This is a genomic window from Mycobacterium vicinigordonae (assembly GCF_013466425.1).
Taxonomy (GTDB): Bacteria; Actinomycetota; Actinomycetes; order Mycobacteriales; family Mycobacteriaceae; genus Mycobacterium; species Mycobacterium vicinigordonae.
Window position 1 is genome coordinate 1,594,774 of the sequence record NZ_CP059165.1, and the last position, 25,196, is coordinate 1,619,969.

A 25,196-nucleotide genomic window follows, 5' to 3' on the forward strand; every position below is an offset into this window, starting at 1 on the left:
CCGTCAGTGCAGGAGCGTGGCCGCCTGCTCGGCCAGGTCGAGCACCGGCTGTGGAAAGATGCCCAGCACCACAGTTACCAACGCGCACAACGCAATTGCGATCTTGCTCAACACTCCAGGCTCGACCACCTGCGGCGTGTCGTCGGTTGGTTCGGTAAAGAACATGGAGACGATCACCCGCACGTAGAAGTAGGCGGCGATCGCGCTGGAGATCACGCCGATGATCACCAGTGGCACCGCGCCACCTTGGGCCGCGGCGCGGAACACCGCGAACTTACTGATGAATCCGCTTGTCAGCGGGATACCCGCGAACGCGAGCAGGAACATCGAAAGCATCACGCCCACAATGGGAGAACGCTGCCCGAGCCCGGCCCAGTGCGCCAGTTCGGCGTCTTCGACACCGTCGGATCCGCGGATCAGACCGACTATCGCGAACGCGCCAACCGTGCTGAAACTGTAAGCCACCAAATAGAACAACGTCCCGGACAAGCCGGCGGAGCTGTCGGCGATCACGCCGGTGAGAATGAATCCGACGTGTGCCACCGACGAGTACGCCAGCATGCGCTTGACGTCGACCTGGTTCACTGCGGTGATGGTTCCCACCACCATGGTCAGGATCGAGATGCCCCACAGCACTGGGCGCCAATCGTGATGAAGCGGCGGTAGTGCCACGTACACCACGCGCAGCAGCGCGCCGAAGGCCGCCACCTTAGTGGCGGCTGCCATGAACCCCGTGATCGGGGTGGGTGCTCCCTGGTATACATCGGGAATCCAGGAGTGGAATGGCACCGCACCCACCTTGAACAGCAGCCCGACCGACAACAGCGCGACCCCGACCAGCGCCATGGACTCATCGCTTTGGGCCGCAAGCGAATCGCGGATCCCGGTTAGGGTGAGCGTGCCGGTCGCCCCGTACAGCAGAGCGACGCCGTAGAGGAAGAATGCCGACGAGAACGCGCCCAGCAGGAAGTACTTCAGCGCCGATTCCTGCGACATCAGGCGGCGGTGCCGGGCTAGACCACACATCAGGTACAGCGGCAGCGAAAGAACTTCCAGCGCAACGAACATGGTCAACAGGTCATTGGACGCCGGGAACACCATCATCCCGCCGACCGACAGCAGCAGCAGCGGGAACAGTTCGGTCTGGGCGGCGCCGGCGCGCTGCGCCTCTTGTTCGGCCTCGCTGTCGGGCACCGAAGACGCTTGCGGTGTGAAGGAATCCAAACCCGCGAATACCTTGGCCGAAACTGAGTTTTTGACCACCACCTTGCTGCGTTCGGCCACGAAGATGGTCGCTAGCACAGCGACCAACAGCACCGTGCCCTGCAGGAACAGCGCCGGCCGATCCACGGCCATCGCACCCATGACGGTGCGCCTGCCCGCGGCCGGCACCGTGCGGGCCACCACGACCACCGCCGCAAACGCCGCGATCAATCCGCTAAGAGTCAAAAAGACCTGGACGCCATAGCGAAGCCGGCGCGGCAGGAACGCCTCGGCGAGCACCCCGACCACGGCCATACCGAAAACGATGAATAACGGGGACAGCAGGAAGTACTCAATACTGGGGGAGGGCAGGATCATCGGTGCGGTCCTTCGGCTTGGCCGGGGTTCCTCCCAGAAACCGGCATCGGAACGGCGGGCGCGGGATCGTGCTGGCCGATGGTTTGCATGGTGTGGTCAACCGCCGGGTTGATGACGTCCAGGATCGGCTTTGGGTAGACCCCTAGCACCAGCAACAGCGCGATGAGCGGTGCGACGACCGCCATTTCGCGGCCGACCAAATCACGGATCTTCTCGTTGCCGGTGGCCACCGGTCCCGTCATGACGCGCTGGTAGAGCCAGAGCATGTAGATCGCCGCCAGCACCAGTGCCGTGACCCCGAACGCCGCAGCCAGCCAGTAACGGTTGAAAGTCCCTAGCAGCACCAGGAATTCGCTGACGAATGGCGCCAGCCCGGGCAGCGACAGGGTTGCCATACAGGAGACCAAGAAGGTGCCTGCCAAAATCGGGGCCACCTTTTGTACCCCCCCGTAGTCGGAGATGGACCTGCTGCCGCGCCGGGACACCAGGAAGCCGGCGATCAAGAACACGGCCGCTGTCGAGAGGCCATGGTTGAGCATGTACAGCGTCGATCCGCTCTGGCCCTGCGTGGTCATCACGAAGATGCCGGCGATGATGAACCCGAAGTGCGAGATCGAGGTATAGGCGATCAGGCGCATCATGTCGGTCTGGCCGATCGCCACGATCGCGCCGTAGATTACGCCGACAATGGCCAGCGTAACGATCACCGGCCGGAAATACGTTGAGGCATCAGGGAACAGCTGCAGGCAGTAGCGCAGCATGCCGAATGTGCCGACCTTGTCCATCACCGCGGTGATCAGCACCGCGGTCGCCGGGGTGGACTCGACCGCCGCGTCGGGCAGCCAGCGGTGCAGCGGCCATAGTGGCGCCTTGACCGCGAACGCGAACATGAAGCCCAGGAAGATGGCCTTGAACACCGCGGGATCCACATCGCTGTAGCGGCCCCATTGCACTCCGGTCACAATCTCGCGGAAATCGAAGGTGCCGCCGCCGTGCTGCGCGGTCACGACGTAAAGCCCGATCACCGCCGCCAGCATGATCAACCCGCCGAACAGGTTGTACAGCAAGAACTTCACCGCGGCGCGCGAGCGCCCGGCGCCCTGACCGAACCCGCCGATCAGGAAGTACATCGGGATCAGCATCGCCTCGAAGAACACGTAGAACAGCAGCACGTCGAGGGCTACCACCGAGATCAATACCATCGACTCGATGGCCAGCGTCAGCGCGATGTAGGCGTGTACCCCGCGTGGGTTTCGATCGCCGCTTCGTGACGATTGCAGGTCGGGCGAAGCAGGGCGCAGCAGGCCGTTACCATCCGGATCGTTCCAGCCCGCCACCAGCAGCAGCGGGATCAACACCGTGGTGAGCACCACCAGCACGAGCGCAATGCCATCCACGCCCAACGTATAGCCGGCACCGAAAGCCGGTATCCACTGGTGTGATTCGACGAATTGGTAGTTGCTGCCGCCCGGTTTGAAACCGACACCGACGACCAGCGACACTGCCAGGGTCAGCACACTGACCACCAGTCCGGTCCACTTGGCGAGTTGGCGCAGCGCCGGCGGTAGCAGGATGATCAGCACCGACCCGGCCAGTGGCAGCAGCCACAGTACCGTCAGCCAGGGGACCTGAGTCATGAGCGCCGCTCCTCTTGATCGCTTCGCCCTGCAAAGTCGCCGGCTCGCGTAGTCACCACAGGTTCACCGCCAACAGTGCGCCGGCCACCACGGCGGCACCCAGCAGCATGGACAACGCGTAGTTGCGGGCGAAGCCGGTCTGCAAGTCGCGCAAGCGATTCGACGTGCGGCCCACCAGCGCAGCGAGACCGTTGACCGATCCGTCCACACCGGCGTCGTCGACGGTGACCAGTGCGTGCGTCAATTGCGCACCGGGGCGCATGAAGACCTCCTCGTTGAAGGCGTCGCCGTACGCGTCGGCGCGGGCGGCCGTCGTCAGTACCGAGACCCGGGCCGGGGCCACGCGCGGGATCTCCGCCTTGCCGCCGTACATCCGGTAAGCGACCATGACGCCGACGAGAACGACCGCCAACGCCGCGGCACTGACCGCCGCGGCCGGAATGCCGTGCGCCGCTTCCTCGTGCACGCCGACGACGGGTTCCAGCCAGTGCTTCAGCGAGTCGCCGAAGGTGAATAGGAAGCCGGAGAACACCGAGCCGAACGCCAGCAGGATCATCGGCATCGTCATCAGGGCGGGTGATTCGTGGGGATGCGTCCCCGGCGTCCAGCGCTTCTTTCCGAAGAACGTCATCAGCATCACCCGGGTCATGTAGAAGGCGGTGATGCCGGCGCCCAGCAACGCCGCCCCACCGAGCACATAGCCACGGGTACCGCCCGCGCCCAGGGCTGCCTCGATGATCGCGTCCTTGGAGAAGAATCCGGCGAACGGCCACACCCCGATGATCGCCAGATACCCGAGGCCGAAGGTGACGAAGGTGATCGGGAGCGCCTTGCGCAGCGCGCCGTACCTGCGCATGTCCTGTTCCTCGTGCATCGCGTGGATGATGGACCCGGAACCCAGGAACAGCCCGGCCTTGAAGAAGCCGTGGGTGAGCAAATGCATGATCGCGAAGGGGTACCCGGCCGGGCCCAGACCCGCGGCCAGCACCATGTAGCCGATCTGGCTCATCGTGGAGGCGGCCAGGGCGCGCTTGATGTCGTCCTTGGCGCAGCCGATGAAGGCCCCCAGCATGAGGGTCACCGCACCGACGATGACGACGGCCAGTTGCGCGCCGGGAGCCAGGTTGAACACGGGGTTGGATCGCACGATCAGGTAGACACCCGCGGTCACCATGGTGGCGGCGTGGATCAGCGCGGACACCGGCGTGGGGCCCTCCATGGCGTCACCCAACCAGGCCTGCAGTGGCACCTGTGCGGACTTAGCGCACGCGCCCATCAGCAGCAGCAACCCCATCGCGTTCAACACGCCCTGACTGGCGGCAGGCGCCCCCGCGAACACGCCGCTGTACGACACCGTGCCGAAGGTGCTGAACATCAGGAACATCGCTAAGGCCAGCCCGGCGTCGCCGACTCGGTTCATCACGAACGCCTTCTTGGCCGCCGTGGCGGCTGACGGCTTGTGGTACCAGAATCCGATCAGCAGGTAGGAAGCTAGGCCCACGCCTTCCCAGCCGACGTAGAGCAGCACATAGTTGTCGGCGACCACCAGCAGCAGCATCGAGGCGAGGAACAAATTCAGGTAGCCGAAAAAGCGGCGGCGGTCCGGGTCCTTGGCCATGTAGGCGATGGAATAGATGTGGATCAGCGAGCCGACGCCGGAGATCAGCAGCACGAAACACATTGACAGCTGGTCGATCTGCAGCCCGAAGTCGACCTGCAGGCCGCCGACGGGTATCCAGGAGAACACCGTCTGTGAGATGGTGCGCTCGCCGTCACCGCGGCCGATCATCTCCGCGAGCAGCGTCGCGCCCACCCCGAACGCGGACAGTGCGGCCAGCGTCCCCAACCAGTGGCCCCACGCGTCGGTGCGCCGACCGCCGAACAGCAGGATCGCGGCGCCTGCCAGGGGTAGTGCCACCAGCAGCCAGGTGTAGTGAATCATCGTGGCGTGTCTAGCCTTTGAGTAGATTCGCGTCGTCGACCGACGCCGATTTGCGGGCACGGAAAATCGTCATGATGATGGCCAGGCCGATCACGACCTCGCAGGCGGCGACGACCATGGTGAAGAACGCGATCATCTGGCCGTCGAGTTTGCCGTGCAGGCGCGCGAACGTGACGAACGCCAGGTTGACGGCGTTGAGCATCAGCTCCACACACATGAACATGACGATCGCGTTGCGCCGCAGCAGCACGCCGGCGGCTCCGATGGTGAACAGCAGAGCCGACAGATAAAGGTAGTTGGCCGGATTCATGACGCACCGCCTTTGGGACCGCCGGACAGGGCTTCGGGGGAGGGGGTCTCGAGGCCGTCGGCGCCGCGGGTGCGCAGGATCTTGGAGACCGACAGCTGCGAGTAGGACCCGTCCGGCAGCAGTGCAGCCACGTCGACTGCGTTGTGCCGGGCGTAGACGCCCGGAGCCGGCAGCGGGGTGGGGTGCCCGCCGGGACGGAAGCGCTCCTCGGCGAGTTCGCGCTGGGTCTTGCGGCGCTCAAAACGTTCTCGGTGCGCCAGGATCATCGCCCCGACGGCCGCGGTGATCAGCAACGCGCTGGTCAATTCGAAGGCCCACAGGTATCGGGAGAAGATCAGCGCCGCAAGGCCTTCGACGTTGCCGTTGGCGTTCGCGGCGGCCAGGCCGGAGAAGCCGCCGGTCGCGGTATTGCCGATGCCGGCGACTAGCAGGACGCCGAACCCGATCCCGACCACAACGCCGGCGACCCGCTGACCGCGCAGCGTCTCTTTCAGGGATTCGGCGGAGTCGACGCCGATCAGCATCAACACGAACAGGAACAGCATCATCACCGCGCCGGTGTAGACGACGACTTGGACGACACCGAGGAACAGCGCGTCCTGGGCCATGTAAAACACCGCCAGGATCAGCATCGTCATCGCGAGGAACATCGCTGAGTAGACGGCGTTGACCGCCAGTACCACCCCGAGCGCGCCGATCAGCGCTACGGTGCCCAGCACCCAGAACATCACCGCTTCACCGGTGGAGGTGCGGACCAGCGCGTCGGCCGCGAGGTTGGAAGCCAGGGTGGCGATCACTTGGCGTCCTGGCTTTCGCGCAAACCGTGGGCAGTTACATTGCCCAGGTAGTAGTCCTTGTCGGTGGCGCCTTCGGCCCGCGGATGCGGAGGCGCGAGCATGTCTTGCAGCAGCGGCGCCAGCAGGCGGTCCTTCTCGTAAATCAGATCGGCGCGGTTGTCGTCGGCCAGCTCGTAGTCGTTGGTCATGGTCAGCGCGCGGGTTGGGCACGCCTCGATGCACAGGCCGCAACCGATGCAGCGCAGGTAGTTGATCTGATAGACCCGGCCGTAGCGTTCGCCCGGGGAATACCGGGCTTCCTCGGTGTTGTCGGCACCCTCGACATAGATCGCGTCGGCCGGACACGACCAGGCGCACAACTCGCAGCCGATGCACTTTTCCAGGCCGTCGGGATACCGGTTGAGCTGATGGCGTCCGTGGTAGCGCGGCGCCACCGGGCCCGGCTTCTCCGGATACTCCTCGGTGACGGTCTTCTTAAACATCGAGCTGAACGTCACGCCGAATCCGGCCAGGGCGTCCAACGGACGCCGGAGGGGGTTAGCCACGTGCCTTCTCCTTGCTCGCATCGCTCGCACCAATTGGCTGCTCGAGTTTCTTGAGCGGCAGCGGCGGCACCGGGAACACCGGCTCGGTGCTGCCGCGCTCCTCGAGTTCCTTGCGGCGCTGACGGGCGCGCGCTTTCGGGCTGGGCGCGCTGAACGGTTTGCGCAGCGTCGCCAATAGCAGCGCGCCGACGACGAGGCTGCAGATCACCAGCACCACCGTCCAATGCTGGTAGCCCTGGTTGCGCAGGGTGCGGACGACGGCCGCGATCATGATCCACACCAGCGAGACCGGGATCAGCAGCTTCCAACCCAACGACATGAACTGGTCGTAGCGGAACCGGGGCAGGCTGGCGCGCAGCCAGAAATAGATGAACAGGAAGGTCCACATCTTGGCGGTGAACCAGAGCACCGGCCACCAGCCCGAGTTGGCCCCTTCCCACATGTTCAGCGGCCACGGGGCATGCCAGCCGCCGAAGAACATGACCGTGGCCAGCGACGACACGGTCATCATGTTGACGTACTCGGCGAGCATGAAGATCGCGAACTTCAGCGACGAGTACTCGGTGTGGAAACCGGCGACCAATTCGCCTTCGGCCTCCGGCAGGTCGAAGGGCGCCCGGTTGGTTTCGCCCACCATTGAGATGAGGTAGATGATGAACGACGGGAGCAGCAGGAAGACGTACCAAACCCGGTCCTGGCTGGCCACGATCTGCGACGTCGACATCGAACCCGCGTAGAGGAACACCGCGGCGAACGACAGTCCCATCGCGACCTCGTAGGAGATGACCTGGGCGGTCGAGCGGACCCCGCCCAGCAGCGGGTAGGTGGATCCGGATGCCCAGCCGCCCAGCACAATGCCGTACACGCCGATCGCCGAGAGCCCCAGGATGAATAGCACCGCGACGGGAAGGTCGGTCAGCTGTAGCGGTGTCCAGTGCCCGAACACCGACACCTCGGGGCCGAACGGGATGAACGCGAATGCGGTGAACGCCGGGATTGCCGAGATGGCCGGTGCCGCGAAGTAGACGAACCAGTCGACGCCCCCGGGTGTGATGCTCTCCTTGAGCGCCAGCTTGATCCCGTCGGCCAGGCTCTGCAGCGTGCCCCACGGTCCCACCCGGTTTGGTCCGGGCCGCAGCTGCATCCAGCCGAGGATCTTGCGCTCGAGCAGGATCGCCACCAGCACGTTGAGCATCAGGAACACGAAGATGGCCAGGGTCTTGCCCACCACCAGCCACCACGGGTCATGCCCGAAGGCTGTCAAGCCGTTCATTTTTTCTCAGCCCCGATCTTCACCACGCTGCCTATGGTCACGCCCAATTGCCGGTGCACCGCCGAGCCGGGCGAGTTCAGCGGCAGCCACGCCACCCGGTCAGGCATGTCGGTGATGTTGAGCGGCAAGGTGATTGAGCCGCGCTCGGTGCTGACAGTGACGGGTTCACCGTCGGCGGCGCCGATCTCGGCCGCGGTGTCCGGCGACAGTCGCACCTCGGGTTTGCGGGCGGTTCCGGCCAGATGTGGTTCACCGTCCTGACCGCGACCCGCGTCCAGCAGCAACCGCCAGCCGGTCAGTACCGCCTCGCCGGTCCCGGGCTGCGCGGTTGGTCCGGCCTCGACCGAGGGCCCCGCCGCGCGCTCGCCGTCCCAGGTGCCCAGCGCCGCCAGTTCTTCGCGGGCCGACTCGACCGAGGCGCAGCCGAGGTAGATGCCCATTTCGTCGGCCAGCGTGTCGAGCACCCGGTGATCGGATTGGCCGGCTTGCAGCGTGGTGCCCCGGAACACCGGCTCGAAGCCGCGGTAGCGGCCTTCCCAGTTGACGAATGCGCCTGGCTTCTGGGTGGTCGGTGCGACCGGGAACACCACGTCGGCGCGCTCGGTTACCTCGCTGTGGCGCAGCTCTAGGCTCACCACGAACGGTGCCGCGTCGAGTGCGTCGAGCACCGCGTCCGGATCGGCGAAGTCGCCGGGCTCGATGCCGCCCACCAGCAGCGCGCCCAGCGTGCCGTCGGAAGCGGCGGCCAGAATGGCGTCGGCGTCGCGTCCTGGCGCGGAAGGCAATTCGTCGACGTGCCAGGCGGCAAGAATCTGCGCGCGGGCGGCGTCGTCGGCGACGGGACGACCGCCGGGCAGCAGGCCAGGCAGCGCACCGGCTTCCAGCGCGCCCCGCTCACCGGCGCGCCGGGGCACCCAGGCCAACCGGGCTCCGGTCGCGTCGGCCAGCCGTGCCGCGGCCGACAAGCCGCCGGCCACGGTGGCCAGCCGTTCCCCGACCATGATGACCGCGCCCGGCTTGCGCAGCAGCTCACCCACCTCGCCGTCGGTCAGGCCGTCCAACGTGGCGGGCTCGGCGCCGGGGGCCGTGCGCAGCAACCGACCGGACATCTTGGCCAGGGCGCGGGTGGCGAAGGGCGCGACACCATAGACCGGAACGCCGTTCTTGCGGGCGGCCTTTCGCAACCGCAGGAACACCGACGGCGACTCTTCTTCCGGCTCGAAACCGACCAGCAGCACCACTGGCGCCGTTTCCAGGTCGGAGAAGCTGACGGTAACCGGCCGCCCCGCGATACGAGCCGCCAGGAAATCGGCTTCTTCGGCTGAGAACGGCCGGGCGCGGAAGTCGATATCGTTGGTGCCCAAGACGATTCGCGCGAACTTTGCGTAGGCGTAGGCGTCTTCCCAGGTTACTCGGCCACCGACCAGCACCCCGGCGTTGCCGCGGGCGGCGTCGAGTCCCTGCACCGCGGCCACGATCGCGTGCGACCACGACGCGGGTTGCAGCGTTCCGTCAGCATCGCGGATCAGTGGAGTGGTGATGACGTCGGGCTGGGTCGCGTAGGTGAACGCCCAGCGCCCCTTGTCGCAGATCCACTCCTCGTTGACTTCCGGATCGTCGCCGGCCAGCCGGCGCATCACCTTGCCGCGGCGGTGGTCGGTGCGCTCGGCGCAGCCACCGGCGCAGTGCTCGCACACGCTCGGGCTGGACACCAGGTCGAACGGGCGGGCCCGGAACCGGTAGGACATCCCGGTCAGCGCGCCCACCGGGCAGATCTGGACGGTGTTGCCGGAGAAGTAGGAGTCGAATGGCTCATTGGCGTAGATGCCGACCTGCTGCAGCGCGCCGCGCTCTTGCATGTCGATAAACGGGTCGCCGGCGATCTGGTCGGAGAACCGGGTGCAACGGGCGCACAGGATGCAGCGTTCGCGGTCCAGCAGTACCTGCGAGGAGATGTTGATCGGTTTGGCGAAGGTGCGCTTGGTGTCGGTGAAGCGAGATTCCGCGCGGCCGTTGGACATTGCCTGGTTCTGCAGCGGGCATTCGCCGCCCTTGTCGCACATCGGGCAGTCCAGCGGGTGGTTGATCAGCAGCAGTTCCATCACACCGTGCTGGGCCTTGTCGGCGGCCGGCGAGGTGAGCTGGGTGCGCACCACCATGTCGTCGGTGCACACGGTGGTGCATGACGCCAGTGGCTTGCGCTGGCCCTCCACCTCAACCAAGCACTGCCGGCAGGCGCCGACCGGGTCGAGCAGCGGGTGGTCGCAGAACCGCGGGATCTGAATACCCATCAGCTCGGCCGCCCGGATCACCAAAGTTCCCTTGGGAACACTGATTTCGACGCCATCGATGGTCAGCGACACCATGTCCGGCGGGGTTGCCTCATCGGTCTTGTTGGCCGCGTCAGAAGTCGTGGTCATCGGCAGGTCAAGCCTTTCCGTCCGGCGAGAGCATGGAGTCCCGGGGGTCGAACGGGCATCCGCCTCTTTCGACGTGGGCGATGTATTCGTCACGGAAGAGTTTGATCGACGACATCACCGGGCTGGCGGCGCCATCGCCCAACGCGCAGAACGCTTTCCCGAGTATTGCGTCGGAGATGTCCAGGAGCTTGTCGATGTCGTCGCGGGTGCCCTGGCCGTTCTCCAGCCGCGCGTAGATCTTGTCCAGCCAGAAAGTGCCCTCCCGGCATGGCGTGCACTTACCGCAGGACTCGTGTTTGTAGAACTCGGTCCAGCGCCGCACCGCCCGCACCACGCAGGTGGTTTCGTCGAAGATCTCCAAAGCTTTGGTGCCCAGCATCGAGCCTGCGGCACCCACACCCTCATAGTCCAGCGGCACGTCGAGGTGTTCGTCGGTTAGCAGCGGCGTGGACGAACCGCCCGGGGTCCAGAATTTGAGCCGGTGCCCGGCCCGAACGCCGCCAGCGTAGTCGAGCAGCTCGCGCAGGGTGATGCCCAGGGGCGCCTCGTACTGACCGGGCCGGGTGACATGTCCGGACAGCGAATACAGCGTGAAACCGGGTGACTTCTCGCTGCCCATGGACCGGAACCAGTCGACGCCGTTGAGGACGATCGACGGGACGCTGGCGATGGTCTCGACGTTGTTGATCACGGTCGGGCAGCCATACAGGCCGGCGACGGCCGGGAAGGGAGGCCGCAGCCGCGGCTGGCCGCGGCGGCCTTCCAGCGAGTCCAGCAGCGCGGTCTCCTCACCGCAGATGTAGGCTCCGGCTCCAGCGTGCACCACCAACTCCAGGTCGAACCCGGAACCACCGATGTCGCGGCCCAGATACCCCGCGGCGTACGCCTCGGCCACCGCGTTCTGCAAGCGGCGCAACACCGGAACCACCTCGCCGCGCACATAGATGAAAGCGTGGCTGGCCCGGATCGCGTAGGAGGCGATGATCACACCCTCGACGAGCACGTGCGGCGTGGCCAGCATCAGCGGAATGTCTTTGCAGGTGCCAGGTTCGGACTCGTCGGCGTTGACCACCAGGTAATGCGGCTTGGCGGCGGCGCCGGAGTCGCCCTGCGGGATGAACGACCATTTGGTGCCGGTCGAGAAGCCCGCGCCGCCACGACCGCGCAGCCCGGACTCCTTGACGGTCGTGATCACCTCGTCGGGATCGGTGGCCAGGGCCTTCTTCATGGCCTGGTAGCCGCCATGACGTTCGTAGGTCTGCAGCGACCACGACTCGGGGTCGTCCCAGTACCGGCTGATGACCGGAGTCAAAGGTGTTGTCATGCTTTGCCTTCCGGCGCGCTCCCCGGAACGGTGGGTGCCTGCATGTCGTTCTCTTGCGCCACCCGCAGCCCGGCCAGCGTGGCCGCCCCGGCCCCGCCCTGCCCCTCGTCGGGGCGTTCGTCGCGCAGCCCCGCCAGAATCCGTGAGGTCTCACGGAACTTGCACAGTGGCGCTCCGCGGGTGGGCGGCACCGGATCGCCGGCGCGCAGCGAATCGACGAGCCGTCGCGCCGACTCGGTGGTCTGGTTGTCGTAGAACTCCCAGTTGACCATCACCACGGGCGCGTAGTCGCAGGCGGCGTTGCATTCGATGTGCTGCAGCGTGACGGAGCCGTCGGTGGTGGTCTCGTCGTTGCCGATGCCGAGGTGTTGCTTCAGGTCCTCGAAAATGGCGTCGCCACCCATCACCGCGCACAGCGTGTTGGTGCAGACGCCGACGAAGTAATCGCCGGTGGGGCCCCGGCGGTACATCGTGTAGAAGCTGGCCACCGCGGAGACCTCGGCCCCCGTCAGGTCGAGCTGCTGCGCACAGAACTCCAGCCCGGCCGGAGTCAGATAGGAATCCTCGCCCTGCACCAGGTGCAGCAACGGCAGCAACGCCGAGCGCTTGTTCGGGTACTTACCGATGATTTCCTTGGCCTCGAGTTCCAGCCGCGCCTGCACCTGCGGCGGATACGACTGCGGGGCGCCCTCGACTACGAATTGGTTGGGTTCCGACGGCGGCGGCCCGAGCCGGATGAAGACCCGCTCGCCGCTGTCCGGCGTGGACGCCGCGGTCATCGGTCCACCCCGCCCATGACCGGGTCGATGCTGGCGACCGCGGTAATCAGGTCGGCCACCATGCCGCCCTCGCACATCGCGGCCACCGATTGCAGATTGGTGAACGACGGGTCGCGGTAGTGCACGCGGTAGGGCCGGGTGCCGCCGTCGCTGACCATATGCACGCCGAGTTCGCCGCGCGGGGATTCCACCGCCGTATAGACCTGTCCGGCAGGAACCCGGATACCCTCGGTCACCAGCTTGAAGTGGTGGATCAGCGCTTCCATCGAACTGCCCATGATCTTGGCGATGTGCTCAGGAGAGTTACCCATTCCATCCGGGCCTACGTAAAGGTCAGCGGGCCAAGCGATCTTGCGGTCCTCGACCATCGTCGGACCGGGGCGCAGCTTGTCTAGGCACTGCTCGGCGATCTTGATCGACTCCCACATCTCCTTGACGCGAATGATGTAGCGCGCGTACGCATCACAGGTGTCGTCGGTGATTACGTCGAACTCGTAGTCTTCGTAGCCGCAGTAGGGTTCGCTCTTGCGCAGGTCGTACGGAAGTCCGGTGGCGCGCAGGATCGGGCCGGTGATGCCCAACGCCATGCAGCCCGTCAAGTCGAGGTATCCGACGTCCTCGGTACGTGCCTTCCAGATCGCGTTCTCGTTGAGCAGGTTGCCCATCTCGCGCAGTACTTTGCGCAGCTCCACAAGGGCTTCGGCGACGTCGTCGGCACCGCCGGGCGGCAGGTCCTGAGCCAGGCCGCCGGGCCGGACGTAGGCGCTGTTCATCCGCAGGCCGGTGATCTTCTCGAACAGGCTGAGTATTATTTCGCGGCCCCGGAAGCCGACGAACATCGGCGTCATCGCGCCCAGCTCCATACCGCCGGTTGCCAGTGCGACCAGGTGCGAGGAGATCCGGTTGAGCTCCATCATCAACACCCGGATGACGTTGACCCGCTCCGGGATCTGGTCGGTGATGCCGAGCAGCTTCTCCACGCCCAAGCAGTAGGCAGTCTCATTGAAAAATGGTGAGAGATAGTCCATTCGGGTCACGAAGGTGACGCCCTGCGTCCAGTACCGGTATTCGAGGTTCTTCTCGATTCCGGTGTGCAGGTAGCCGATTCCGCAGCGGGCCTCAGTGACCGTTTCGCCCTCGATCTCAAGGATCAGCCGCAGCACGCCGTGAGTGGACGGGTGCTGCGGTCCCATGTTGACCACGATGCGCTCGCCGGGATCGGCGTTGCGCGCGGCGTCGACGACCTTGTCCCAATCCTGGCCGCCGGCAACGACCAGGGTTTCTGCTGTGCTCATTCTTCGTCTTTTTTCGTCATTTTCGGTCTTTTTTCGTCATTTTCGGTCTTTTTCGTCATTAGTTGTATCCCCTCCGCTCGTCGGGCGGGGGTATCTGTGCGCCCTTGTATTCGACCGGGATGCCGCCCAGCGGGTAGTCCTTGCGTTGCGGATGCCCGTGCCAGTCGTCGGGCATTTCGATGCGAGTCAGCGACGGGTGTCCGTCGAAGATGATCCCGAAGAAGTCGTAGGTCTCGCGCTCGTGCCAGTCGTTGGTCGGGTAGACGGCGAACAGCGACGGAATGTGCGGATCACTGTCCGGCGCAGACACTTCCAGACGTAGTCGGCGGTTGTGCGTGATCGACTTCAGCGGATAGACGGCGTGCAGTTCCCGGCCGGTCTCGTGCGGATAGTGCACACCGTTGACGCCCATGCACAGTTCGAACCGCAGCTCGGGTTCGTCGCGCAGGCGTTGGGCCACCTGCGGCAACAGCTCCCGGCGGACGTGCAGGGTGAGTTCGTCGCGGTCCACGACGACTTTCTCGATCGCGTCGTCGAAGTCGATACCCTCGCCAGACAGCGCCTCGCTCAGCCGATCGGCGATGTCGTCGAAGTAGCCGCCGTAGGGGCGGGGACTGCCGCCCGGCAGGGCGACCTCGCGAACCAGCCGCCCGTAGCCGGAGGTGTCGCCGGTGCCGGACACGCCGAACATGCCGCGGCGCACGTCGATCACTTCGCCGCCTGCCGGCACCTGGGCACCTGGGGTGACGGCAGCGCCCTGCGGATCTTTGTCCGGTGAGCTCATCGCAGCAGCCCGCGCATTTCGATGGTGGGCCGGGCGCTCATCGCGGCCTCCTCGGCTTCGGCGATGGCGCGCTCGCGATTAACACCCAGCGGCATTTCTTGAATCTTGTCGTGCAGCTTGAGAATCGCGTGCAGCAGCATCTCTGGCCGGGGCGGGCAGCCGGGCAGATAGATATCCACCGGGACGATGTGGTCGACACCCTGCACGATCGCGTAGTTGTTGAACATCCCGCCCGAGGAGGCGCACACGCCCATGGCCAGTACCCATTTGGGCTCGGCCATCTGGTCGTAGATCTGGCGCAGCACCGGCGCCATCTTCTGGCTGACCCGGCCCGCGACGATCATCAGGTCCGCCTGCCGAGGCGTCGCCGAGAACCGTTCCATTCCGAACCGGGCGATGTCGAACCTTGGGCCGGCCGTCGCCATCATCTCGATCGCGCAGCAGGCCAGCCCGAACGTCGCGGGCCACAGCGAGTTCTTGCGGACGTAGCCCGCCACCTTCTCGACCGTGGACAGCAGGATCCCGCCGGGAAGCTGTTCTTCGATTCCCACGTCTTACCTCAATCCCACGTCAGGCCGCCGCGGCGCCACACATAGGCGTAGGCCACGAAAACCGTCAGCATGAACACCACCATCTCGACGAGCGCGAACACCCCCAGCGAATCGAAGCTGACCGCCCAGGGATAGAGGAACACGATTTCGATGTCGAAGACGATGAACAACATCGCGGTTAAGTAGTACTTGATCGGAAACCGTTGACCGCTGGCCGCGTGCGGCCCGCTGACCGGGCTGTCGGTCGGTTCGATCCCACATTCGTAGGCAGCCAGCTTGGACCTGTTGAAGCGGGTCGGCCCGGTGATGCTGGCTAGGAAGACCGAACCTATGGCAAAAGCCGCGGCAACCGCCGCGAGTATCAGGATGGGTATGTAAACGTTCAACTCGCTCCACGATCCGTCCGTATGGGCCGCCAGCGTGGGCGGCAAAGCGCGTGATAGGGCTGTGTGACGGACCGGGCTTGTGGGCCGTCACAGTGACCTTCAACATAGTCGCGCGACCGCCTGGGCACATGCCCGGGGTCAGGCTCGCGAACAGCGCTGGGTCGCCCGCCTGCGGGCACCGTGCACGGCGTCACCGGATGGCGTGTCGGACGGTCGAAAGTTTGCTGTCCCGAAAGCCAATTTTCGATACCTAGCCAGGCAAAATATTGTCGATTCCGCCGACCGCCAGACGCGCGGAGCGCTTGTTGTTACCCTTACCACTGACCGCTGCCGGGGCGATTTGCGAGGGCCGCGCGATCGCAGACGGCCGATCTGGGAGGACGCGAACTGTGAGCTTTTTCACGCTGCCGCCGGAGATCAACTCCTTGCGCATGTTCCTAGGCGCCGGTAGCGCGCCCATGTTGGAAGCCGCCGCGGCGTGGGACGGCTTGGCCGCGGAGTTGGGCACGGCCGCCCAGTCGTTCGGTTCGGTGATCTCGAATCTGGCTGGGCAGGCATGGCAGGGCCCGGCTGCGGCGGCGATGGCGGCGGCGGCCGCTCCGTACGCGGGATGGTTAGCCGCGGCGGCTTCGCAGTCGCTGGGCGCGGCCGGTCAGGCGCGGTCGGTGGTCAGCGCATTCGAGGCGGCGCGCGCTGCCACTGTCCATCCAGGAGCGGTGGACGCCAACCGCAATGCATTCGTGAACCTGGTGATGACAAACCTGTTCGGCCAGAACGCGCCGCTGATCGCGATGGCCGAGAGCATCTACGAAGAAATGTGGGCCGCGGACGTCACCGCGATGACCGGGTATTACGCCGGTGCCGCTGCGGCGGCGGCGCAGGTGGTGCCGTGGCAGACCGTGCTGCAGAGCTTCCCAGCCCTGACGGGTGGCCTCGCCGGCGCGGTGGCCGGTGCGGCCGGTGCCGGCGCGGGCGCGGGTGGCGGTGCAGCTGGGAGCGCCACGAACGGTGCAACCGCCGGGGGCGCCCCCCCAGCTGCCGGTGCCGCGGGCGGTGGCGAGGCAAGCAGTGCCGGTGGCGTGGGAAGTGCCGACCCGGGTCTCGCTCCGGCCGCCTATGCCGGCGGTGATCCTGCCGCGTATACGGCCGGCAACGCGGTGGCACCTGCAGATGCGGGCGCCGTAGCGGCGACGACCGTGAACACTGGCGTCGTGAGTCCGGGGGGCTTCAGCATGATGCCGATGGCGATGGGTGGCATCGCCATGGCCGGGCTGCTGGGTGACAGGCCGTCGATGCCTAGCCAGTCCCAGGAATCGGCAAAGTCCAAGGAACCCGCGCAGTCCGAGGAGTCCGCCGGCAAGCCCGAGGAAGCGGTTACGACGGAGGAAACCGCGGAGTCGCAGGCCGCGGAAACCCTGGAAAACCTCGAGGCCGAGGTGCCGGCGATGAGCGTGCTGCCAAGCGCGGCGCCCGACGTCGCGGCGGCGGCGGCACCCAGCGTCGTGGCTGCGGTTGCCCCGGCATCGGCAATCTCGGAGACTTCCCGAATCCCGGTGTCGTCCCTGCGGGCAACCGGCGCAAAGCCGGCCGGCAAGGAATCAGAAGACTCGGAGAGCGGTGAAGCCGAGGCTTCGGTGGTGCGACTGCGCCCGGAGATCGAGCCGGGACAATTTCACCAGCCGCAGGCCCAGCCCGAAGCCGAGGCCGAGGCCGAGGAAAAAATACGGCTGCGGGGCTGATCGCCCGGTCAGAGGGCGGGCGCGCGCAATAGGCTCAGCACCGCGCGGCCCAGCACGATCGGGTCCAGCGGATGCGGCACGGCCGCTTCGGCCCGCGACCAGCTGGCCAGCCATGCGTCGTCCGGACGGCCGGTGAGCACCAGGATCGGCGGGCAAGCCGAGAGTTCGTCCTTGAGTTGCTTGGCGATTCCCATGCCGCCGGTCGGCGTGGCCTCCCCGTCCAGGATGGCCAGGTCGATGCCGCCTTCGTCCATCGTGCGGATCACCATGGGGCCGGTCGCGACCTCCACATAACTCAACTCGGGCAGATCCGGATGCAGCCGCTTACCCAGCGCCCGCATCACTTGCTCGCGGGTCTGCGCGTTGTCGCTGTAGACGAGAATCTTCAGGGGGCTGCTCGAGTCGGGCACGGTGCAGATGTTAATTCACGCCCCGATGGGCGACCGCACGAAGACGGCTTCCGCCGAGACTGTGACGGTCGTGGCCATCACGCCGAGTTTGTTCCAGTGCAGGTTGAAGCGGGTTCGGTCGATGTCGCCGCGGCCCGAAATAGTCACCGAGCCGTCGTCGTGCTCGGTGACTCTGACCGGCAGCGCCACCGGTTCGGTGATTCCCTTGATGGTGAATTCCGACGTCAGTTCGGCGGCGTTCCCGGACTCCGGATGCAGGGCGGTGACGGCGACGGTGATCGTCGGGAACCGTTCGGCGTCGAAGAAGTCGGCGGAGCGCAGGTGCTTGTCGCGGCGGCCGATGCCCGTGCGCAGCGACGCGACCTGGATGTCGATGCGGCCGTTGACAGCGCCCCGGGCGGTGAGTTGGCCGGTGCCGGTGAACTCGGTGAACTTGCCCTTCACGGGCACGACACCCCACATGTTCTTGATCTTGAAGCCGATAGTCGATTTGTCGGGCAGCAATGCCCAGGTCCCGCTGGTGTCGGGATCGGTGAGCAGTGTTTCTAGCGTCGTCATCTTGGGTCCCGGTTCATCGTCATAGTTTCTGGTCCAGCAGCGGAGCGAGGTCTTTAGGGTCGAAGTACTCGTCGATTCGGTTGATAAGACCATTTGTGTCCAACTTGATCACGATGCAAACCCGCATCGCGATCATCTGACCGGTGTGCCCAGTGGCGCGCAGGATGTGCTGCTGGACGAATCCGTTCTCGAAGACTTCGCGGTCCACGATCTCGTAGGCGCGCTGCGTCGTGGCCGAGATGAACCAGCTGATCACCCGCAGCGCCCGCGGCTTGTCGTCGACCCGGTCTGGGCGGACGCCGGTGCGCCACACGGTGACGTCGTCGCTCCACATGTTCTCAACCGCGGCCTTGTCGCCGTTTTCGATCGCGTTGAACAGCCGGTCGGCCGTTTCGATGACGGACATCGGTGGACTCCTAATCGTCGTATCCGGGGTGTGCGGCGGCCAGTCGGTGGCGCACCAGCGTGCGCAGGCAGGCGGTGACGTCCAGATCGCGGCCGTCCAGTTGGCCGGCGCGGATGGCGGCGGCCAGGCTCGCCTCGTCGGTGTATCCCAGGCTGTCCAGCGCTGCCCGCACGTCGGAGTCGCCTGGATGCTGTAGTTCCCGCTCGACCATGCGTAACGCGTTGGCGGCCACTCGGGCGTGAAAGTTGACCGCGCCGGTCGTGGCGTCCCGGACTTCGGTTTCCAGGAATTCGGCGACGGCGGCGACGAGCTCGGCCGCCGTGGGCCTGCCGTGCAGGTTCACGACGGGACCTCCTGGAGCAGATCGAGGAGGTCCCATTCGTTTTCGCATACCCGGCGACCGATGGTGGCCAACTCCACCGAGCGGGTCTGCCCGCTCAGGTGGCGCTCGGCCTGATACCGGCAGATGATTCCCCACCGGAGCGTCGCCAGTACCAGCCACCAGTGAAACGCGACCCGGTCGACGGTAGGTGCGCCGGTCTCCTCGTAGCCGCGCAAGAAACTCTCGATGCTGCCCAGGCCTCCTGCGCCGCGGCTGGCGGGTGCACCGAACCGCCAGGCGCGTACGCAGAACCAGGCCAGGTCCTCGTAGGCTTCACCGAGGTGCACCAGCTCCCAGTCCAGCACCGCGGCCAGGTCGGATCCGTCGACGATCAGGTTGCCCATCCGGAAGTCGCCGTGCACCAGCACCGCGGGCGTGCGGGCAGGCCGGTTCGCGTCCAGCCACCGAAACGTCCACTCGAAAGTGGCTGTGGTGTCGCACATTTCGTCAAGGCGCTCGCGCCACTGGCCTACGGGATCCTCTTGGGTCAGTCCGGGAATCTCGGGGTCGGCGCGGTGGATCGCCGCGATGGCCTGGGCGCACTGGCGCAGTAGCCGCTCGGGGTCGTCGAGCTGTCGCTGGATACGCCGGACGATCGTCTCGCCCTTGATCTCGTCGCAGATCAGGTACGGGTTGCCAAGGGCGGCAGCCGAATCGTCGGCGACCAGGACGTGCGGGACGGGAGCTCCGGCGGTTGCGGCGGCGACCTGGACCCGGGCCTCCAGTTCCATGGCGGCGTGCACGTCGTCGGGCGTGCCGGTGCGCAGGATCAGCGCGCGTCGGTCAGCGTCGGTGAGGGCGTCGAACGCCCAGGTGGTGCGGCTGGCCCCGCCGGTCAGCGCGCGCAGGTTCTCGATCCGCACCCGGTCTCCGAAGACCTCGGAGAGCAGGTCGCTAAGGCTCGCCGCCAGGGTCACTTTTTGCCGAACTTGAACAGCCGCTGGGCAACTCGCCGGATCTGGATTTCTTCGGCACCTTCAGTGATGCGGTAGCGGCGGTGGTGGCGGTAGATGTGCTCGAGTTGCTCGTGCCGGCTGTAACCGATGCCGCCGAGCACCTGCATGGCCCGGTCGGCCGCATCGCACACCAGGCGATTGGCGCGATAGTTGGCCATCGATACTTTGTCCGAGACCTCCATGTGGTGGTTTTCGTCCAATTGCGTTGCCGCGTAATAAACGAGCAGTCGCACCATCTGCGCCTCGGTCTGCAGTTCGACAAGCGGCCACTGCACCGCCTGGTTCACCGCCAGCGGTTTGCCGAACACTTTGCGTTCACCGGCATAGGACACGGCTCGGTCTATGCAGTACTGGGCGGCGCCCAGGCTGCTGGCCGCTTGCCGAATTCGGTTCTCATGCAAGAACGTCTGACCCACCTCGAGGCCGCGATCCACCTCGCCGAGCACCGCGCCGTCGGGTACTCGGACATCTTTGAGCTCCACCTCGGCGTGGTCGGTCGGCATGTTGAACGTCCACCAGTAGAACGGGATGGTGAAGCCCGGGGCGTCGCAGGGCACCAGGAACGTCGTGATGCCCCGGGCATGTCCCGGGTCGCCGGAGGTGCGGGCGAACACCAGGTCGTGGGTGGCGCGATGTACACCGGTGTTGAATCGCTTGGCGCCGTTGATGACCCAGTCGTCTCCGTCGTGCACGGCGGTGGTCTCCAGCCAGGTGGCGTCCGAGCCGTGGTTGGGTTCGGTCAGGCCGAACGCCATCGAGCGCTCGCCGGTAATCAGAGCCTCGGTCCATTCCTTCTTCTGCGCGGCGGTGCCGAACCGGTCCATCATGATGACCTGTGGGAAGTTGCCGACGATCGAGGACTCGTCCTGAAGGTCGTTGTGCAGCCCGAGCCCCTTGTGGGCCAGGTGTTCCCGGATGACTGCCATGTCGATGTTGCTGCCGTCGCGGCCGCCGAACTGCGACGGCAGCCCGTACCGCAGCCAGCCGGCCTTGTCGGCGCGCCGACGCATCTCGCCGAGCAGGTCCTCCCACTCGCGGCGCGGGATGCCGCCGTTGTCCCAGTCGGTGCGGGCGTTCTCCCGGCGATGGTCGAAGTACTGGGTGTTTTCGCGTTCCAGTGGCTTGATCTCGGTCTCGATGAACTCGTCCATCTCGGCCAGCAAGCCAGGAAGATGTTCGGGCAGAGTGAAATCCACGTTGATTGCTCCTTCGATGTGGTCAGGCGCCGTACAAAGTCTTCTTCCAGATCCGAGACAGCAGGACAATCGCGTCGTCGTCGGTTATCCGCACGCCCAGGCCCTTCTGGGGGTCGGACTTGCCGACGAAGACGGTGGTGAAGTTCTCGAACAGCAGCGCGATGGCGGCCGCGGTGTGCTCCGGGTTGAGCTCCAGCGCGTGGCCCTGATCTTGGGCTCGGCGGACCGATGCCGCCACGATCTCCATACCGAAGCGGCGAAATTCGTTCTGCACGTCGGCGAATCGCGGCTGGGTGGCCGCCAGCTGTGCCACTGCGATCATGATGCCGATGTTCTGCTTGAACATGCTCCAGTAGCCGGTGACCACCGAGGTGAAGAACGCGTTGTCGGCGGGTGATTCGGGTAGCGGTACCGCCCACCCCGAGGGTTCGACCACCTCGTGCAGGAACGACCCGGCCAGGGCGGCCAGCAGATCTTCCTTGTCGGTGAAATAGCGGTAGAACACCGCCGGTGACTTGCCCGCTGCCGAGGTGATATCGGCCAGCGTGGTGCCGTGAAAGCCGCGCTCGGCGAACAGCTTCCGGGCGGCCTGCTCGATCGCTTGACGGGTCTGCCGGCCTTTGGCACTCACCAGTTCTGCGGGCATCAGCTGCGGATCCGGTCTCCTGCGCGTAGCAGAGCGCTCGGCAAATCGTGGTCGACTGCTTCTTTGGCGACCTGCGCCGCGGAGATCGCGGCCCGCAGATCGACGTCGACGTGGTAGCCGCTGTCGGTCAGCAGGTACACCAGATCCTCGGTGGCGATGTTGCCGGTGGCTCCGGGCGCGAATGGGCAACCGCCCAGCCCGCCCACCGAGGCGTCCAGCCGGGTCACGCCAGCGATAACCGCCGCGTAGGCGCTGGCCAGCCCACAGCCGCGAGTGTTGTGGAAATGTGCACCCAGTGGTAGATCCCCGATGATTGGAAGAAGTTGAGAGATAAGCGAACTGACCCGCCCGGGGGTGGCAGTGCCAATGGTGTCGGCGATCGAGAACCGGTCCACGCCCTGGTCCCGCGCGGCGGCGGCAATGTCAAGTACCCGCTGGCTGGGAGTAGGACCTTCGAATGGGGAGTCCCACGCGGTGGCGACGATGACCTCGACGCGGACGTCACTGGCGTGGGCGATATCGACGATCTCGCTGATCTGACTAGTGGCTTCGGTGCTGGTGCGCCCGACGTTCTTGAGGCTGAACGTGTCGTCGGCGGCCACCACGTACTCGATCGACCGCAACCCCGCGACGACCGCCCGTTTGGCGCCGTTTGGGCTGGCGACCAGTGCGGAAAACTCGATATCGGGGAAGTTGTGCAGTTCGGCGGCCAGCTCGGCCGCGTCTGCCATGGACGGCACCTTGGTGGGGGAGACGAAGGCCGTGGCTTCGACTTCGCGCACGCCGGTGTTCGCAATCGCTACGAGCAGTTCCAGCTTGGCCGACAACGGAATCGGCTTTTCGATCTGCAGGCCGTCGCGCAGTGCCACTTCGCGGATGGCTACCTTCTTGCTCACAGCACCGCCTCGGCTCGCAGGGCTTCGAGCTCGTCAGCGGTTTTGCCGAGCAGTCCGGTATAGACGTCGTCGTTGTGTTGTCCGGGACGGGCCGGGCCGGCGTGGCGGACTCCGCCGGGGGATTCGGAGAGCACCGGAACGATTCCGGGTCCGAGCACGTCGCGTCCGATTCGCTCGTCGTAGTGCCCAACCAGCATGCCGCGTGCCTGCAGCTGCGGGTCGTTGACGACCTCGGCGACGGTGTTGATCGGTCCCGCGATAACGCCAGCGGCAGAGAGGGTTTCGATGATATCGCCGGGTTCGCGTTGCGCAGCCCAGGCGCCGATGATCGCGTCCAGCTCGTCCTGGTTGCGGCCTCGGGCGCCGTGGGTGGCGAACCGCTCGTCGGTGGCGAGTTCCGGGTGGCCCATTGCCTTGCACAGCCGGGTGAAGACGGTGTCCTGGTTGGCCGCGATCACCACCCAGGAGCCGTCGGCGCTGCGGTAGATGTTGGACGGCGCGATGCCCTCCAGCCGGGTGCCCGACGGGCCGCGTACCACGCCGCCGACGTCGTAGTCGGGGATGGTGGATTCCTGGACAGCCAAGCAGGATTCGGTCAGTGCGACGTCGACGACCTGGCCCTTGCCGGTAACACTGCGGCGATACAGTGCGGCCAGCGCGCCCTGGGCGCCGAACATGCCGGCGAGGGTATCGCCGAGCGAGAGGGCGAGTCGCGGCGGCGGGCCGCCGGGAAATCCGTTGAGGTGCCGCAGCCCGCTGGCCGCCTCGGCGACCGAGGCGTAGCCGGCCTTGTGTGCGTCGGGTCCGGTCTGGCCGTAGCCTGATACCCGGACCAGGATGATGCCCGGATTACGTTCGGACAGGGCTTCGTAGCCCAGGTTCCACTTCTCCAGCGTGCCCGGCCGGAAGTTCTCCACGACCAGATCGGACTTCTCGACGAGGTCGAGGAAAAGTTGGCGGCCGCGCGGTTTGCGGAGGTCGAGGGTGACGGCCCGCTTGTTGCGGGCGTGCACGGTCCAGAAGACGTGGTGCCCGTCGACCTCGGCCTGGCCCCAGGTGCGCAACGGGTCCGGGGCGCCCGGCGGTTCGACTTTGATGACGTCGGCGCCCATGTCGCCCAGCAGGCGCCCGACCATGGGACCGGCGATCAGGGTGCCCAGTTCGAGCACCCGGATGCCGTCGAGGGCTCCTGTCATTCAGCCCCCGCGAAGTCGTGGCGCTTCAGCCAGTCGGTAACGATCTGCACGGCCTCGCGCAGCTTGTCGCGTTGGTCGGGGCCCGCGTAATAGTGTGTGGCGCCGTGGATTTCGTGCATCTCCTTATCCGGGTGCCCGATCGCCTCGAAGAGCCGCCGGGTGTGGCTGGGTGTGCATGCGTCGTCGCCCAGGTTACCGATGACCAGGGCGGGGATGGCAAGGTCCCTGCCGCACGCCACGCCGTCGCCGCGGGCCTCGTCGTAGCTCCACTGCGAGAGCCAACCGCGCAGTGTGGAGTAACGGGCCAGCCCGACCGGGCTCATGTTCACCACCGCAGGGTCACCCAGGTAGCAGGTTCCCGGGGTGCGCTCGTTGGGATCGACGGTCGGATCCAGCCAACGCGGGTCGGCCATGGTGCCGTGCACCACGAAGCAGAACTCGTCGTTGGGGCGCCCGGCCGCTGTCAGCCCGTCCAGCTTCTGGTGCACCCAGGCGGTGATTCGCCGGTTGCGGTCGATCTGCGCCTGTCGATAGCGGGCCAGGAATTCCTCGGTGTAGGGCGGCTGGTTGGGGTTGTCGGGGTTGTAGAGGTCGAGCTCGGGATCGCGCTTGGTGGGGTCGGATTCGTCGAGGATGGACGCGTCTAACCATTCGGTCAGCGTGCCGTGCCGGCTGATGTGCGCGGCCAGCAGCATGATCCCGTCAGCGGCCGGCAACTCCAATTTGGTCAAGTCTGGGCCGTCGCCGGACGGGCTGGAGGTGATGGTCGGGTGCTGGGCCTGCTGTTGGTAGAACACCGACAGTGAGCCGCCGCCGCTCCAGCCGGCCAGCACCACCTTCTGGTAACCGAGGCGGTTTTTGGCGTCCTTGATGCATTCGCCGAGGTCCTCGACCACCTTCTCCATCAGCAGGGCGGAGTCAGTGCCGCGGAACCGGCTGTTGCAGTAGATCACGTGGTGGCCGGCGCGGGCCAGCGCGTTGATCATCGGCAGGTAGGCGCCGCCGCCGATCGGGTGCATGAACACCAGCACGGTGTCGCTGGGCCGGTCTTTCGGCTTGAGGAGATAGCTTTCCAATACGGTCAGCCCGGCTACCCCTCCATAGACGTCGCGCACACCGGAATTGTTGGCGAAGGCAACAAGATAGGGAATGCGTTCGTAGTCGTGCTTAACCGGGGCCTGCGTCAT

At 66.1% G+C, this 25,196-nt stretch carries 24 protein-coding genes and 1 pseudogene; 1 reads left to right on the plus strand and 24 read right to left on the minus strand.

Annotation, left to right across the window (positions count from 1 at the left end):
- Positions 1 to 3: 3 nt before the first annotated feature.
- The 14 genes from nuoN to H0P51_RS07140 form a co-directional block, all read right to left on the minus strand.
- On the minus strand, positions 4 to 1,581 hold the full coding sequence (gene nuoN, locus H0P51_RS07075) for an NADH-quinone oxidoreductase subunit NuoN (RefSeq protein WP_180917260.1): 1,578 nt from the start codon (positions 1,579 to 1,581) through the stop codon (positions 4 to 6).
- A complete protein-coding gene (locus tag H0P51_RS07080) occupies positions 1,578 to 3,218 on the minus strand; it encodes an NADH-quinone oxidoreductase subunit M (protein WP_180917261.1) in 1,641 nt (546 codons plus the stop codon). The genes nuoN and H0P51_RS07080 overlap by 4 nt, the downstream gene beginning before the upstream one ends.
- 52 nt (positions 3,219 to 3,270) lie before the next feature.
- The gene (nuoL, locus tag H0P51_RS07085) at positions 3,271 to 5,160 is read right to left on the minus strand and encodes an NADH-quinone oxidoreductase subunit L (RefSeq protein ID WP_180917262.1); all 1,890 of its coding nucleotides are present in this window, start codon (positions 5,158 to 5,160) and stop codon (positions 3,271 to 3,273) included.
- Positions 5,161 to 5,170: 10 nt separating this feature from the next.
- Positions 5,171 to 5,470 (minus strand): NADH-quinone oxidoreductase subunit NuoK, encoded by a 300-nt coding sequence (nuoK, locus tag H0P51_RS07090; RefSeq protein ID WP_180917263.1) that lies wholly within the window; start codon positions 5,468 to 5,470, stop codon positions 5,171 to 5,173.
- A complete protein-coding gene (locus H0P51_RS07095; protein ID WP_425489025.1) occupies positions 5,467 to 6,198 on the minus strand; it encodes an NADH-quinone oxidoreductase subunit J in 732 nt (243 codons plus the stop codon). The genes nuoK and H0P51_RS07095 overlap by 4 nt, the downstream gene beginning before the upstream one ends.
- A 65-nt stretch (positions 6,199 to 6,263) precedes the next feature.
- Complete coding sequence (gene nuoI / locus H0P51_RS07100; protein WP_246398736.1) at positions 6,264 to 6,749, minus strand: NADH-quinone oxidoreductase subunit NuoI; 486 nt, start codon at positions 6,747 to 6,749, stop codon at positions 6,264 to 6,266.
- A 55-nt stretch (positions 6,750 to 6,804) separates the two neighbouring features.
- On the minus strand, positions 6,805 to 8,076 hold the full coding sequence (nuoH, locus tag H0P51_RS07105; RefSeq protein WP_180918798.1) for an NADH-quinone oxidoreductase subunit NuoH: 1,272 nt from the start codon (positions 8,074 to 8,076) through the stop codon (positions 6,805 to 6,807).
- Between the two features lie 5 nt (positions 8,077 to 8,081).
- Positions 8,082 to 10,505 (minus strand): NADH-quinone oxidoreductase subunit G, encoded by a 2,424-nt coding sequence (locus H0P51_RS07110; RefSeq protein ID WP_180917265.1) that lies wholly within the window; start codon positions 10,503 to 10,505, stop codon positions 8,082 to 8,084.
- Between the two features lie 7 nt (positions 10,506 to 10,512).
- Complete coding sequence (gene nuoF, locus H0P51_RS07115) at positions 10,513 to 11,829, minus strand: NADH-quinone oxidoreductase subunit NuoF (protein ID WP_180917266.1); 1,317 nt, start codon at positions 11,827 to 11,829, stop codon at positions 10,513 to 10,515.
- Positions 11,826 to 12,608, minus strand: coding sequence for an NADH-quinone oxidoreductase subunit NuoE (gene nuoE, locus H0P51_RS07120; RefSeq protein WP_180917267.1), 783 nt, complete (start codon positions 12,606 to 12,608; stop codon positions 11,826 to 11,828). The genes nuoF and nuoE overlap by 4 nt, the downstream gene beginning before the upstream one ends.
- Complete coding sequence (nuoD, locus tag H0P51_RS07125; RefSeq protein ID WP_180917268.1) at positions 12,605 to 13,903, minus strand: NADH dehydrogenase (quinone) subunit D; 1,299 nt, start codon at positions 13,901 to 13,903, stop codon at positions 12,605 to 12,607. Before nuoD ends, nuoE begins: the two co-directional genes overlap by 4 nt.
- Positions 13,904 to 13,961: 58 nt before the next feature.
- Positions 13,962 to 14,687 carry an NADH-quinone oxidoreductase subunit C gene (locus H0P51_RS07130; protein ID WP_180917269.1) on the minus strand — a complete coding sequence of 242 codons (726 nt, stop codon included), beginning with the start codon at positions 14,685 to 14,687 and terminating at the stop codon, positions 13,962 to 13,964.
- Positions 14,684 to 15,238, minus strand: coding sequence for a NuoB/complex I 20 kDa subunit family protein (locus H0P51_RS07135; RefSeq protein WP_180917270.1), 555 nt, complete (start codon positions 15,236 to 15,238; stop codon positions 14,684 to 14,686). The genes H0P51_RS07130 and H0P51_RS07135 overlap by 4 nt, the downstream gene beginning before the upstream one ends.
- An 8-nt stretch (positions 15,239 to 15,246) precedes the next feature.
- Positions 15,247 to 15,624 (minus strand): NADH-quinone oxidoreductase subunit A, encoded by a 378-nt coding sequence (locus H0P51_RS07140; protein ID WP_180917271.1) that lies wholly within the window; start codon positions 15,622 to 15,624, stop codon positions 15,247 to 15,249.
- A 431-nt stretch (positions 15,625 to 16,055) separates the two neighbouring features.
- Between H0P51_RS07140 and H0P51_RS29185 the strand changes: the two are divergent.
- Positions 16,056 to 16,512: pseudogene (locus tag H0P51_RS29185) on the plus strand (PPE family protein); the annotation flags it as partial.
- 859 nt (positions 16,513 to 17,371) lie between these two features.
- Here H0P51_RS29185 and H0P51_RS07150 read toward each other — a convergent pair.
- From H0P51_RS07150 to H0P51_RS07195, 10 genes are read right to left on the minus strand one after another with little or no spacing between them, the layout of a single operon-like run.
- Positions 17,372 to 17,773, minus strand: coding sequence for an Rv3143 family two-component system response regulator (locus tag H0P51_RS07150; protein ID WP_180917273.1), 402 nt, complete (start codon positions 17,771 to 17,773; stop codon positions 17,372 to 17,374).
- A gap of 15 nt (positions 17,774 to 17,788) precedes the next feature.
- Entirely contained in the window at positions 17,789 to 18,331 is a 543-nt protein-coding gene (locus H0P51_RS07155) for a YceI family protein (RefSeq protein ID WP_180917274.1), read from the minus strand.
- Positions 18,332 to 18,350: 19 nt separating this feature from the next.
- Positions 18,351 to 18,737 carry a nuclear transport factor 2 family protein gene (locus H0P51_RS07160; RefSeq protein WP_180917275.1) on the minus strand — a complete coding sequence of 129 codons (387 nt, stop codon included), beginning with the start codon at positions 18,735 to 18,737 and terminating at the stop codon, positions 18,351 to 18,353.
- Positions 18,738 to 18,747: 10 nt separating this feature from the next.
- The gene (locus tag H0P51_RS07165) at positions 18,748 to 19,116 is read right to left on the minus strand and encodes a DUF6285 domain-containing protein (protein ID WP_180917276.1); all 369 of its coding nucleotides are present in this window, start codon (positions 19,114 to 19,116) and stop codon (positions 18,748 to 18,750) included.
- Positions 19,077 to 20,036, minus strand: a complete 960-nt coding sequence (locus H0P51_RS07170; RefSeq protein ID WP_246398444.1) for a phosphotransferase family protein — start codon at positions 20,034 to 20,036, stop codon at positions 19,077 to 19,079. Before H0P51_RS07170 ends, H0P51_RS07165 begins: the two co-directional genes overlap by 40 nt.
- Complete coding sequence (locus H0P51_RS07175) at positions 20,033 to 21,271, minus strand: acyl-CoA dehydrogenase family protein (protein WP_180917277.1); 1,239 nt, start codon at positions 21,269 to 21,271, stop codon at positions 20,033 to 20,035. Before H0P51_RS07175 ends, H0P51_RS07170 begins: the two co-directional genes overlap by 4 nt.
- A 22-nt stretch (positions 21,272 to 21,293) precedes the next feature.
- Positions 21,294 to 21,917: a TetR/AcrR family transcriptional regulator gene (locus H0P51_RS07180; RefSeq protein ID WP_180917278.1), complete on the minus strand. Its 624-nt coding sequence runs from the start codon at positions 21,915 to 21,917 to the stop codon at positions 21,294 to 21,296.
- Positions 21,917 to 22,813, minus strand: coding sequence for a hydroxymethylglutaryl-CoA lyase (locus H0P51_RS07185; RefSeq protein ID WP_180917279.1), 897 nt, complete (start codon positions 22,811 to 22,813; stop codon positions 21,917 to 21,919). The genes H0P51_RS07180 and H0P51_RS07185 overlap by 1 nt, the downstream gene beginning before the upstream one ends.
- The gene (locus tag H0P51_RS07190; protein WP_180917280.1) at positions 22,810 to 24,009 is read right to left on the minus strand and encodes a CaiB/BaiF CoA transferase family protein; all 1,200 of its coding nucleotides are present in this window, start codon (positions 24,007 to 24,009) and stop codon (positions 22,810 to 22,812) included. Before H0P51_RS07190 ends, H0P51_RS07185 begins: the two co-directional genes overlap by 4 nt.
- Positions 24,006 to 25,196 (minus strand): alpha/beta hydrolase, encoded by a 1,191-nt coding sequence (locus H0P51_RS07195; RefSeq protein ID WP_180917281.1) that lies wholly within the window; start codon positions 25,194 to 25,196, stop codon positions 24,006 to 24,008. The genes H0P51_RS07190 and H0P51_RS07195 overlap by 4 nt, the downstream gene beginning before the upstream one ends.